This is a genomic window from Pseudomonas sp. RL (assembly GCF_000647775.1).
GTDB lineage: Bacteria > Pseudomonadota > Gammaproteobacteria > Pseudomonadales > Pseudomonadaceae > Serpens > Serpens flexibilis.
The window spans coordinates 1-11,375 of sequence record NZ_JBOY01000135.1; the positions used below are offsets into that span (position 1 = coordinate 1).

The following is an 11,375-nucleotide window of genomic DNA, read 5'->3' on the forward strand; positions in this document are numbered from 1 at the left end:
GCGGGTGTCGCCACCAGCGCGGCCACATGTAGCGTGGCGCCACCCGCGCGGGCCAGGGCCGCCGCGCGCTGCAGCGCCGGGGAATGACGCATCCGGGGATCGACGATCACCAGAAGGCGCTGGAACTGGGTCATGGGGGGCAGCCTCCGTGAAGTCCGGCCGCGCGGCCGCCCTTTCACTGTAGCCGCGCCCACCCCGAACCGTTGATCGTCATGGCGGCCGCCCGGCGGAGATTTCACCCATGCTGCACAGGGTCGCGCTGACGACGGACGACACGCATGAATGGACAACGCGAGGTCATCGACTTCCTGTGCAACCCGCGCAGCCACGGCCCGGGGCCGGGCGTCGTCGAGCGCATCGACACCCACGGCTCGCTGATCGTCCTGTACGGCGACCGGGCCTATAAGCTAAAGCGCGCGGTGACCTACGCCTCGCTGGACTTCCGCAGCCTGGCGAGCCGCGCCCGTGCCTGCCGCGCGGAACTGGCCCTGAACCGCCGCACCGCGCCAACCCTGTACCTGGGGGTGAGCGCCATTACCCGCCAGGCCGATGGCCGCCTGGCCTTCGATGGTCCCGGCAGCGTACTGGACTGGGTGGTGGTGATGCGCCGCTTTCCCCAGGAGGCCCTGTTCGACCGCATGGCCGGCGCCGGCACGCTGGCGATGGACCTGGCCGAACAGCTCGGTGCCGAAATCGCCCGCTTTCACAACAGCGCCGACCGCCTGCCCGAGCAGGGCGGTGTCGAAGGCATCCGCCTGGCCATCGAGGAGAACCACCGGGAACTGCTCGGCCATCCGGACCTGCTGCCCAGCGCGCCGGTACAGGCCCTGTACCGCGCCAGCCTGCAGGCGCTCGACCGCCAGGCCGACTGCCTCGAACAGCGGCGCCGCGACGGCCGGGTCCGGCGCTGCCACGGCGACCTGCGCCTGGCCAACATCTGCCTGTTCGAAGGTCGGCCGACGCTGTTCGACGGCATCGAGTTCAGCGAGCGACTGAACTGCATCGACGTGCTCTACGACCTCTCCTTCGTGCTCATGGACCTGCACTTCCGGCAGTTGCCGAGGCACGCCGAGCAGCTGCTGGCCCGCTACCGGGCACAGCGCGACGAAGCCGAAGACTGCCAGCCACTGCCACTGTTCTTCGCCCTGCGAGCGGCGCTGCGCGCCTTCACCCTGGCCGGCAGCGCCAAGCGCCAGAGCGAGCCACGCATTGCCCGGCTCAAGGCTCGCCAGGCCCGCAGCCTGCTGCGCCTGGCGCGCGTCAGCCTGGAGCTCCCGCCGCTGCGCTTGACGCAGGCACGCCAGCGGCAATGCTGAACCCAGGCCCGATCATGGAGAGGCACATGTCTACGGAACGCCCGCTTATCTTCGCCCTGCACGGCAGCCAGGACTATGCCCGCCGGGTCGCCCGACACCTCGGTTGCGACCTCGGCGAACACGAGGAACGCACCTTCGAGGACGGTGAACACAAGACCCGCGCCCTGGAGCGGGTCAACCGCCGCGACGTCGTGGTGCTGCACAACCTCTACGGCGACGAGCGCCAGAGCGTCAACGACAAGCTGTGCCGCCTGCTGTTCTTCTGCGGCGCGCTGAAGGACGCCGGCGCCCGCCACCTGCAACTGGTCGCCCCCTACCTGTGCTACGCCCGCAAGGAACGCCGCACCCAGTACCAGGACCCGGTCATCACCCGTTACCTGGCGGGACTGTTCGAGGCCTGTGGGGTGGATCGGCTGATGGCCCTGGAAGTCCACAACCTGGCGGCCTTCGACAACGCCTTCCGCATTCCCACCCAGCACCTGGCCAGCGCTGAGCTGTTCGCCGAGCACTTCGCCCCACTGGCCGCCGACGCCGAGCTGGTGTCCGTGTCGCCGGACGCCGGCGGCGCCAAGCGCGCCGAACTGTTCCGCCAGGCCCTGCAGCGGCGCATCGGCCGGCCGGTGGGCAGCGCCTACATGGAGAAATACCGGGCCAACGATGTGGTCACCGGCGCCCTGCTGGTCGGCGACGTGCGCGGCAAGGTGGCGATCGTGATCGACGACCTGATCAGTACCGGCGGCACCCTGCTGCGCGCCGCCCGGGCCTGCCAGGAGGCTGGCGCCTCGCGCCTGTTCGCCGCCGCCGCGCACGGGCTGTTCACCGGCGGCACCGAGCTGCTGGACAGCCCGCTGTTCGAAGGCATCGTCCTGTGCGATACGGTGCCGCCGTTCCGCCTTCCCGCCGAGCTGGCCGCGCGCCGGCTGACCCTGCTGGATTCCACGGCCATGGTGGCGGCGCAGTTGGCGGAGAATTACGGCATCCAGACGTAACGGTACGGAATCAGTACATATCGGGATGGGGTTGGCTCGGCGGCGGCGCTTCCTTCTCCGGCAGCTCGGTCATTACCGCCTCGGTCAGCAGCAGCACACTGGCCACCGACACGGCATTCTCCAGCGCCACGCGCACCACCTTGGTGGGATCGATGATGCCGGCCTCGTACAGATCCACGTAGCGGTTGGCGGCGGCATCGAAGCCGACGTTGCCGCCCTCGGCCAGCATGCGCGCCACCACCACCCCGGCGTCCACCGCCGAGTTCTCGGCGATGGTGCGTGCCGGCGCCTCCAGGGCGCGGCGCAGGATCTGCAGGCCGGTACGCTCATCCCCCTCGCTAGCGGCCTCCGCCTCGACCAGCGTCGGCACGCAGCGCAGCAGCGCCAGCCCGCCACCCGGCACGATGCCTTCGGCGATGGCCGCCTTGGTGGCGGCGATGGCATCGTCCAGCGCGTCCTTGCGGGCGCGCATCTCGGATTCGGTGGGCGCGCCGACGCGGATCACCGCCACCCCGCCGGCCAGCTTGGCCAGGCGTTCCTGCAGCTTCTCGCGATCGTAGTCGCTGGTCGCCTTGTCGATCTGCTGGCGCAGCTGCTGCACGCGTTTGTCGATGGCCTCGCGGGCGCCCGCGCCGCCGATCAGCGTGGTGCTCTCCTTGTCCACCACCACCCGCCGCGCGCGGCCGAGCATCTCCAGGGTCACCTGTTCCAGGCTCAGCCCCAGCTCGCTGGAGATCACCTGGCCGTCGGTAAGAATCGCGATGTCCTGCAGCAGCTCCCGGCGCCGGTCGCCGAAGCCCGGCGCCTTGACCGCCACCGCATGCAGCACGCCGCGCAACTGGTTGACGATCAGCGTGGCTAGCGCCTCGCCCTCGATGTCCTCGGCGATCAGCACCAGCGGCCGGCCGCTCTTGGCCAGCTGTTCGAGCAGCGGAATCAGGTCCTTGAGCAGGCCGATCTTCTGCTCGCAGAGCAGCAGGTAGGCGTCTTCCAGCACCACCTGCATCTTCTCGCTGTCGGTGACGAAGTACGGCGATACGTAACCCCGGTCGAAGCGCATGCCTTCCACCACCTCCACCACGGTTTCTGTGGTCTTGGATTCCTCGACGCTGATCACCCCCTCGCTGCCGACCTTTTCCAGCGCGTCGGCCACCTGCTCGCCGACATTCGCATCGTTATGGGCGGAGATGGTCGCCACCTGGGCCTTTTCCAGCCGCGTGCTCACCGGCCGGGACTGGCTGCGCAGGGTGTCCACCGCCAGTTGCAGGCCGCGATCCAGCCCGCGCTTGAGGTCAATGGCGCTGGCCCCGGCCACCACGTTGCGCACGCCATCGGCGAACAGCGCGTGCGCCAGCACGGTGGCGGTGCTGGTGCCGTCGCCCACCAGTTCCCCGGTACGCTCGGCGGCCTGGCGCAGCATCTGTGCGCCGAGGTTTTCCTCCGGGTCTTCCAGGTCCACCTGCTTGGCGATGGTCACCCCGTCGTTGCACACCAGTGGTGCGCCCCAGCTGCGCTGGATCAGCACCGACTTGGACTTGGGCCCGAGCGTCACCCGCACCGCATCGGCCAGCTGCGTGGCGCCGCGCAGCACCTTGTCGCGGGCGGCGCCGCGAAACAGGATCTTGGTGTGGGCCATGGCATGCCTCCTTCGCCGATGCGGACGGTTTGCGTGTTCGAGTGGCAAGGGCGCGGGAAAGCTCCGGGGTGGCGATGGACGCGCCGGGACGGCTGACCTTGCGGGGCCGGACCTGCCCGGCCGACGCGGCCGGGCGACGCTCAGCGCCGATCCAGGTGGTGATACAGCTCGTCTTCGTCGGCAAAATGCAGGTCGAGCACAGTATCCAGCTGCACCAGCAGGCGCTGGATATCGGCCAGTGCCTCGGCGGTCGGCGGGTCTTCCAGGTCGGCGCCCATGCGCTCCAGCTGGTGGCCGAGGCGGAAGATCTCCCGGTGCGTGTGGCTCAGCGCGGCGAGCGGGTCCTCCCCGGCCAGGTGGTTCGCCAGGCGCGGGAACAGCGCATCCTCGTCCTCGCGCTCGTGGGGCAGCAGCTGTTCCTGCAAATCCCCCAACAGCTCGCGCAATTCCCGCCCGGCCTGTGCCGCCGGCAGGCTGGTCAGCCGCTGTGCCAGCCGGTGCACCCGGATCAGCAGGGGCGCCAGCGCGGCGTGTCCCTGGCGCAGGCGCTCCACCTGCTCGCTGTCCAGTGCCGTCGCGGCGATCCGCCGGCCGCCACGCAGGGCGCGCAAGGCGTTGAGGATGACCAGCACGTCGATGCCTTCCTGCAGCAACGCGCCGGCCAGCGGCGGCAGCATGCCCAGCGCCGCGAAGAGCATGGCCAGCAGCGACAGGCCCATGCCCACCGTCACGCTCTGCACGGCGATGCGCCGCGAGCGCCGCGCGATCAGCAGGATTTCCGGGATGCGGTCCAGGCGATCCACCAGCAGCACCACGCTGGCCGCCTCCGAGGAGGCCGTGCCGCCACCCGCCGCCAGGGCGATGCCGACATCCGCGGCGGCCAGCGCCGGCGCATCGTTGATGCCGTCGCCGACCATCGCGGTGTGGCCCTGGTGGCGGCCCTGAGCCACCGCCTCGACCTTCTGCAGCGGCGTCAGGCCGGCGCACACCTCATCAACCCCGGCGGCGCGGCCGATCACCTCGGCGGCCTCCCGCTGGTCGCCGGTCAACATGACCATCCGCTCGACCCCGGCACGCCGCAGCGCCCGCAGGGTATAGGGGGTTTCCAGGCGCAGCCGGTCGGAGAACAGCGCCACCCCTTCGATCTGGCCGTCCACGGCAATGAAACTGCCGGCGGCCAGCTCATAAGCCATGCGCCGGCGCAGCGTCTCGATCCCGGGACTGACCACCGCGCCCTGCGCCACGTAATCGAAGCTGCCGAAGGCGATGTGATGGCCGTCCACCTGGCCGCTGAGCCCGGCGCCCGGCACCTCGTGTACCGCGCGTGGCGTGACCAGGCTCAGTCCCTGCTCGGCAGCCGCGCGCACCAGCGCCCGCGACACCAGATGCGGGGAGGCCTGGGCCAGCGCCGCGCCCAGGGCCAGCAGCCGGGCCGGCGGAAGCCGGCCGGCGCTTTCCACGGCGTCGAGGGTCACGTTGCCGGCGGTCAGGGTGCCGGTCTTGTCGAAGAAGAAGCGCCGGGCCAGCGCCAGCGCCTCCAGGGTGGCGCCATCCTTGATCAGCACGCCGCGCCGTGCGCTGCGCGAGATGCCGGCGATGATCGCCACCGGCGCGGCGAGGATCAGCGGACAGGGCGTGGCCACCACCAGCACCGCCAGGGCGCGCAACACGTCGCCGCTGAGCCACCAGGCCAGCCCGGCCAGCCCCAGGGTCAGCGGGATCAGCGCGAGCGCGTAGCGGTCGGCCAGCCGCACGAAGGGCGCCCGCGAACCGCGCGCCGCCTCGACCATCGCCACGATGCCGGCATAGGTGCTCTGCTGCGCCGGCCGGCTTGCGCGCAGGTCGAACGGCGCGCCGGCGTTGACCACCCCGCTGCGCACCGTCTCGCCGGCATGGCGGCGCACCGGCAGGGCTTCGCCGGTCAGCGCCGACTCATCGAGGACCGCTTCGCCGAGCAGCACCTCGCCATCCACCGGCACCACTTCGCCCAGACGCACCAGCAGGGTGTCGCCCGGCGCCACCTGCTCCACAGGAATCTGCTCCAGCGCATCGTCCCGGTAACGCCAGGCCTGGCGCGGCGCCCGGTCGACCAGGCGGTGCAACTCGCGTTCGGCGCGCTGCTCGGTCCAGGACTCCAGCAGGCGGCCGCCGGCCAGCATCAGCGCGATGATCGCCGCGACCAGCGCCTCGTCGACCGCCAGGGCGGCGAGGATGGCCAGCAGCGCGATCAGGTCGACGCCCACCTCGCGGCGCAACAGCCGCACCAGGATCTCTGCCAGCAGCACCGCCGCCGCCAGCAAGGCGCTGGCCGTCCACACCCAGCGCGCCGCCCGCTCGGGCGCCAGCAGCCCGACCGGCACTGCCAGCAGGGCCACCAACAGGAGCAGCGGGTTGAACCAGGCAGGCAGGCGGGCGGTTGGCATCAGGCTCCGGGCAGCATGCGCCGCAGGGTTTGGTCACGCAGCACATAGTGATGGAACAGCGCCGCCACCGCGTGCAGGCCGATCAGCCAGTAACCGGCCTGGGCAACGGTTTCGTGCAGTTCCTTGAGCTGGCCGGCGCGGTCCTGGTCAGCCGGCAGCAGCGCTGGCAGCTCCAGGCCGAAGAACGGCACCGGCTTGCCGGCGGCGCTCAGGGTCAGCCAGCCGAGTAGCGGCAGGCCGATCATGAAGGCGTATAGCGCCAGGTGCATCAGCCGCCCCAGCAGGTGCAGCGCGCCGGGTTCCGGCCGCACCGGTTTGATCAGCCGCGCCAAAAGGCGCAGCCAGACCAGCGCGAACACGCTCAGGCCCAGCATGAAGTGCCAGTGCTTGAGCAGCTCGCGCGGCTCGCTGCCCTTGGGAAAGTTGCCCTTCAGCTCGATGGTGGCGTACACCGCCGCGATCAGCAGCAGCATCAGCCAGTGCAGGCCGATGCTCAGGGGGCTGTAGCGTTGCGTGTTCATTGCGGTACTCCTCGCGGATGGGATACCGGCAGGCTAGCGAGCGTTGCTTAACCGAAGCTTAGCGGGGGGCGACGCAGCGGCCTCGGCCGGGAAGCTCACCACCACCCGCAGCCCGCCCAGCGGCGAGTCCAGCAGCGCCAGCCCGGCGCCGTGCAGCTCGGCGATGCGTGCGACGATGGCCAGGCCGAGCCCGGCGCCCTCCCCCTCGCCCAGCCGGAAGAAGCGTTCCAGCAGCTGCGGGCGCAGCTCGGCCGGCACACCCGGCCCGCTGTCATCCACCACCAGCTGCAGGCCCTGCGCCGTGGTGGCCAGGCTGACCTGGATGCGGCCGCCCGCCGGGGTGTACTGCAACGCGTTGCCGACCAGGTTCTGCAGCAGCGTGGCCAGGCTGGCGGCATCGCCGCGCAGCAGGCGGTCGCCGTTGCGCTCGTCCTCCAGGGTCAGTTCCTGATCGCGACTGAGCGCCAGCGGGGTCAACTCGGCCAGGGTTTCGCGGGCCAGCGCGCCGACGTCCACAGGCTGGCGGTGCACGCGCTGGGCGTCGGGCTCCAGGCGGGCCAGGGTGAGCAGCTGCGTCACCACCCGGGTGGTGCGATCGACGCCGCCGATCAGCAGCCGCAAGGCGCGCTCGCGTTCCGCCGCATCGGCCGTGCCGAGCGCGTTCTGGGCATGGATGCGCAGCACCGCCAGCGGCGTGCGCAGTTCGTGGGCGGCATCGGCGATGAAGCGCTTCTCCCGCACGATCAGCTGGTTGAGCTGGTGCAGCAGCCGGTTCAGCGAGGCCGCCACCGGCTCCAGCTCGCGCGGCAGGGGCGCCAGCAGCAGCGGTGACAGGTCGGCGGCGTCGCGGCTGCGCAGCAGATGCGCCATGCGCGCCAGCGGCCGCAGACCCCAGCCCACCGCCAGCCAGACCAACAAGGCAACCAGCGGCAGGCCGATCAGATCAGGCAGCAGGCTGCGCCGGGCGATCTTGCCCACCAGCTCGCCGCGCACGTCGTCGCGCTCGCCGACCAGGATGCGCAGGCCGTCGCGGCTGCCGTCCAGCAGGAACAGCCGCCACTGGTAGTCGCCCAGACGCAAGTCGTGGAAACCCGCCTGTCCGCCCAGCAGTTCCAGCAGCGACTCGTCCGGCGCGCTCGACGAGCGCAACAACAGCCGCCCCTGGCCGTCGTAGGCCTGGAAGCCCAGCTTGCTTTCGTAGGCATGCCCGGCAGGCACCGCGCCCGCGTCGCGCCGATAGCGCACCGCTTCATCGAGCGCGGCCTGCAGCTCGGCCAGCCGCCCCGGTTCCTGGCCGCTGCGCAGCATGCCCTGCAACAGCCGGGCGCTCTGCGCCAGCTGGGCATCGAACAGCTCCTCGATCTCGTGGCGGGCGTCGCGGTAGCTCTGCTGGGCAACCAGGGTCAGACCCAGGGCCAGGGTGCCCAGGACCAGCACCAGGGTGCGGGTGCGGATCGACAGCTTCAGCATTTTTCCACCAGATAGCCGACACCGCGCACCGTGCGGATCAGCTCCGGAAAGAACTTGCGGCGCAGATGGTGGATATGCACCTCCAGGGCATTGCTCTCCACCTCCTGGTCCCAGCCATACAGCACCTGCCCCAGCCGGTCGCGAGTCAGCACCCGCCCCGGCTGGGCCAGCAGTTCGTGCAGCAGCAGGTATTCCTTGCGCGGCAGGCCGATCTCCCGGCCCTGGTAGCTGACCTGCTGGGTCACCGGGTCCAGGCGAATGCCCCGATACTCGAGCAGCGGCTGCGAGCGGCTGAAGCTGCGCCGCAGCAGCGCGCGCAGCCGGGCCTTGAGCTCCTCCACATCGAACGGCTTGACCAGATAGTCGTCCGCACCGGCATCCAGCCCGGCGATGCGGTCGCTGGTCGCGTCGCGGGCGGTGAGCACCAGTACCGGCACCGGATTGGCGGCGGCGCGCAGGCGGCGCAGCACCTGCAGGCCGTCGAGGCGTGGCAGGCCCAGGTCGAGGATCGCCAGATCGAAGCTCTCGTGACTGAGCGCGTGCAGCGCCGCGGCGCCGTCGCGCAGCCAGTCCACCGTGTAGGCCTCGGGCTTGAGGGCCGTACGGATGCCCTCGCCGAGCGCCGGATCGTCTTCCACCAACAGAATGCGCATAAGGCGGCTTTCCCACATGCCGGGCGTTCCCGGCATTCAACGCCGGGCGCCGTCTTTATTCCAGTTCTTCTTCGACCCGCTGCAGCAGGCGTTGTGCTTCCTCGCGTCGTCCGGCATCGGCCAGCGCGCGGCCCGGCCGGTCGGGTGCGGCCAGCGCCCTCTCCAGCGCCGCGCGGGCCTCCCGGTAGTGGCCCTCGCGGAACAGGAAATCGGCGTGGAAGTAGTTGCTGTCCAGACCGTTCGGATTCAGGCGCAGCGCCTGGTCGAACAGTTCGGCGGCCTTGGCCTTGTCACCGAAGCCGATCGGCCAGCCCGGCACCTGGTAATACAGGGTGGCCAGGCTGGTGTACGCCGAGCCGTCGAGGGCCTGCGGATCGAGCGTCAGCGACTCTTCGAACACCGTGCGCGCCTGCTTGGCCAGCCCCAGCGCGCCCAATCCGCCCTTGGCGCCAGCCCAGGTGCTGAGGATGATGCCCTGCCAGCTCTTCAGCTCCGCCGAGTCGGGGTTGCGCCGGGTGGCGGCTTCGGCCTGGCTGGCGAGCTGTTCGAAGGCCGCCTCGCGGCGCGCCTCGGGCAGCTCGTAGTTGATCTGCGCCCAGCGCTCCTGCAGGTGCGCGAGCTCCTGTTCGCCGGCAGCGTCGAGGGCGAAGACGGACTGGCTGGCCAGGGCCAGCAGGACGGCGCCGATACCGAGTCGGATAGTCATGGGTGTTGATCTCCGGAAGAGGTAGAAGACAGGGCAGGCTCCGCCCCACGGGCGAAGCGACGGATGACCGGCAGCTGGCGCTGCAGTGCGCGGTCGACCAGCCGCGGCAGCAACTGGTTGAGGAACACGAAGAAGCGCTCCGGCCAGCCCAGGTAGAGCTCCTCGCGCTCGGCCTCGATGGCCCGGGCGATCTGCCCGGCCACCTGGTCGGGATCGTCCATGGCCACGCCCAGCGCATCGTTCATGGCCACCACCGGCCCGGCGTTCATCGCCGTACGGGTGGCGCGCGGCGCGATGTACAGCACCCGGACGGCGGTGTCGGCCATCTCGCGGCGCAACGCCTCGCTGAAGCCGCGCAGGGCGAACTTGCTGGCGCAGTAGACGGCGAAGCCGGGGTAGCCGAGCGAGCCGAAGGTGGAACCCAGGTTGATCACCAGCGCGCGCGGCGCACGGCGCAGCTCGGGCAGCAGCAGGCGCAGCAACTGCAGGGTGGCGGTGACGTTCACGCTGATCAGCCGCTCGATGGACGCCTCGTCCTGCTCCTCGAACAGGCTGAAGCGGTTGATCCCGGCGGCGCTGATCACGCCGTTGAAATCCTCGAAGTGGCGGGCGGCGATCAGCACCCGCTGGCGATCCGCCGGATTGGCCAAGTCGGCGCAGACGCTGTCCACCTGCCCGGGGAAGCGCTCGGCCAGCTGTTCCAGCGCGGCGCGATCGCGGCCGACCAGCAGCAGCCGGGCACCGCCCTCGCACAGCCGTTCGACCAGCGCCTGGCCGATGCCACCGCTGGCGCCGGTGACCAGCAGCCGACAGTCAGCGAGTCGCATGGCGCACCTCCGCCGTCAGGCTGTGGAACAGGTCGCCGTACAGGCGGTACACCACCCGCGCGGTGTGCACCACGGCGGCGCGGTCGTCGGCGTCGTCGAGGCGATTCATCAGCGTGCGGAAGAATTCCACATGGCTGATGTCCAGGCTGCCGTGGGAGGTCAGGTAGCTGAAGGCCTGGGGCGGCAACTGCAGGCTGGTGCGCAGCACGTCGGCGGCCTGGGTGGCCAGGGCGATGCTGGTGCCCTCCAGCACGTTGACCATGCCGAAGAAGCTCACCGGGTTGTGGCGGGCAATGCGGTCGTAGACGTAGGCGACCATCAGCTCGGTGGCCAGGCTCGGCTGGCCGTTGCGCACCGCCTCGGCATCGCCGCCGCAGGCGCGGATGTCGTTGAGAATCCACTCCTGGTGGCCGATCTCCTCCTCGATGTATTCGGCCACCGCGACCCGCAGCCATTCCAGCCGCTCCGGCAGCCGCGCGCCGCAGGCCATCAGCAGCGGCACGGTGTGCTTGACGTGGTGGTAAGCCTCGCTCAGGAAGGCGATGTAGCTGTCCCGGCTGGCGGTGCCGTCCAGGGCACTCCGGATGATCGGTGCGCCGAGCAGGTAGGCACGCTCGGCCTCGGTCTGGCGTTGCAGCTCGTCGAAGAATTCCATGGGTCACTCTCCACTGGAAGATGTCAGCAGGCCCGCCAGGGCCTCTTGGTAATGGTCGAGCAGCGCGGCGCGGCGCAGCCGCCCGTTGCGGGTGGCCAGGCCGTTGTCGGCGCTGAAGGGTTGCTCGGCGCGCAGCCAGCGGTGCACGCGGGCGTAGTCGGGCAGCGTACGGTTGACCG

The 11,375-nt window shown here is 70.7% G+C and carries 10 protein-coding genes and 1 pseudogene; 2 read left to right on the forward strand and 9 right to left on the reverse strand.

Annotation, left to right across the window (positions count from 1 at the left end; translation table 11 throughout):
* Nucleotides 1-278 precede the first annotated feature (278 nt).
* Nucleotides 279-1,316 carry a phosphotransferase gene (locus AS93_RS19620; RefSeq protein ID WP_081798338.1) on the forward strand — a complete coding sequence of 346 codons (1,038 nt, stop codon included), beginning with the start codon at nucleotides 279-281 and terminating at the stop codon, nucleotides 1,314-1,316.
* A 26-nt stretch (nucleotides 1,317-1,342) separates the two neighbouring features.
* On the forward strand, nucleotides 1,343-2,305 hold the full coding sequence (gene prs, locus AS93_RS0116395) for a ribose-phosphate diphosphokinase (RefSeq protein ID WP_027591605.1): 963 nt from the start codon (nucleotides 1,343-1,345) through the stop codon (nucleotides 2,303-2,305).
* 10 nt (nucleotides 2,306-2,315) lie between these two features.
* Here prs and groL read toward each other — a convergent pair whose 3' ends face one another.
* The 9 genes and pseudogenes from groL to AS93_RS21170 all read right to left on the reverse strand — a co-directional run.
* On the reverse strand, nucleotides 2,316-3,941 hold the full coding sequence (groL, locus tag AS93_RS0116400) for a chaperonin GroEL (RefSeq protein ID WP_027591606.1): 1,626 nt from the start codon (nucleotides 3,939-3,941) through the stop codon (nucleotides 2,316-2,318).
* A 140-nt stretch (nucleotides 3,942-4,081) separates the two neighbouring features.
* On the reverse strand, nucleotides 4,082-6,364 hold the full coding sequence (locus tag AS93_RS0116405) for a heavy metal translocating P-type ATPase (RefSeq protein ID WP_051587516.1): 2,283 nt from the start codon (nucleotides 6,362-6,364) through the stop codon (nucleotides 4,082-4,084).
* Nucleotides 6,364-6,885, reverse strand: a complete 522-nt coding sequence (locus AS93_RS0116410; protein ID WP_027591608.1) for a cytochrome b — start codon at nucleotides 6,883-6,885, stop codon at nucleotides 6,364-6,366. Before AS93_RS0116410 ends, AS93_RS0116405 begins: the two co-directional genes overlap by 1 nt.
* A 33-nt stretch (nucleotides 6,886-6,918) precedes the next feature.
* Complete coding sequence (locus AS93_RS19625; protein ID WP_051587517.1) at nucleotides 6,919-8,355, reverse strand: ATP-binding protein; 1,437 nt, start codon at nucleotides 8,353-8,355, stop codon at nucleotides 6,919-6,921.
* A complete protein-coding gene (locus AS93_RS0116420) occupies nucleotides 8,349-9,008 on the reverse strand; it encodes a response regulator transcription factor (protein WP_027591609.1) in 660 nt (219 codons plus the stop codon). The genes AS93_RS19625 and AS93_RS0116420 overlap by 7 nt, the downstream gene beginning before the upstream one ends.
* 55 nt (nucleotides 9,009-9,063) lie before the next feature.
* Complete coding sequence (locus AS93_RS0116425; protein WP_027591610.1) at nucleotides 9,064-9,714, reverse strand: tetratricopeptide repeat protein; 651 nt, start codon at nucleotides 9,712-9,714, stop codon at nucleotides 9,064-9,066.
* The gene (locus AS93_RS0116430) at nucleotides 9,711-10,541 is read right to left on the reverse strand and encodes an SDR family oxidoreductase (RefSeq protein ID WP_027591611.1); all 831 of its coding nucleotides are present in this window, start codon (nucleotides 10,539-10,541) and stop codon (nucleotides 9,711-9,713) included. The genes AS93_RS0116425 and AS93_RS0116430 overlap by 4 nt, the downstream gene beginning before the upstream one ends.
* A complete protein-coding gene (locus AS93_RS0116435; RefSeq protein ID WP_027591612.1) occupies nucleotides 10,528-11,196 on the reverse strand; it encodes an iron-containing redox enzyme family protein in 669 nt (222 codons plus the stop codon). Before AS93_RS0116435 ends, AS93_RS0116430 begins: the two co-directional genes overlap by 14 nt.
* 3 nt (nucleotides 11,197-11,199) lie before the next feature.
* A pseudogene (locus AS93_RS21170) lies at nucleotides 11,200-11,375 on the reverse strand (long-chain acyl-CoA synthetase); the annotation flags it as partial.

Excerpts from the sequence above, each read along its gene's own strand:
- AS93_RS19620 (WP_081798338.1), top strand. The coding sequence starts at position 279 with ATGAATGGACAACGCGAGGTCATCGACTTCCTGTGCAACCCGCGCAGC.
- prs (WP_027591605.1), top strand. The coding sequence starts at position 1,343 with ATGTCTACGGAACGCCCGCTTATCTTCGCCCTGCACGGCAGCCAGGAC.
- groL (WP_027591606.1), bottom strand. The coding sequence starts at position 3,941 with ATGGCCCACACCAAGATCCTGTTTCGCGGCGCCGCCCGCGACAAGGTG.
- AS93_RS0116405 (WP_051587516.1), bottom strand. The coding sequence starts at position 6,364 with ATGCCAACCGCCCGCCTGCCTGCCTGGTTCAACCCGCTGCTCCTGTTG.
- AS93_RS0116410 (WP_027591608.1), bottom strand. The coding sequence starts at position 6,885 with ATGAACACGCAACGCTACAGCCCCCTGAGCATCGGCCTGCACTGGCTG.
- AS93_RS19625 (WP_051587517.1), bottom strand. The coding sequence starts at position 8,355 with ATGCTGAAGCTGTCGATCCGCACCCGCACCCTGGTGCTGGTCCTGGGC.
- AS93_RS0116420 (WP_027591609.1), bottom strand. The coding sequence starts at position 9,008 with ATGCGCATTCTGTTGGTGGAAGACGATCCGGCGCTCGGCGAGGGCATC.
- AS93_RS0116425 (WP_027591610.1), bottom strand. The coding sequence starts at position 9,714 with ATGACTATCCGACTCGGTATCGGCGCCGTCCTGCTGGCCCTGGCCAGC.
- AS93_RS0116430 (WP_027591611.1), bottom strand. The coding sequence starts at position 10,541 with ATGCGACTCGCTGACTGTCGGCTGCTGGTCACCGGCGCCAGCGGTGGC.
- AS93_RS0116435 (WP_027591612.1), bottom strand. The coding sequence starts at position 11,196 with ATGGAATTCTTCGACGAGCTGCAACGCCAGACCGAGGCCGAGCGTGCC.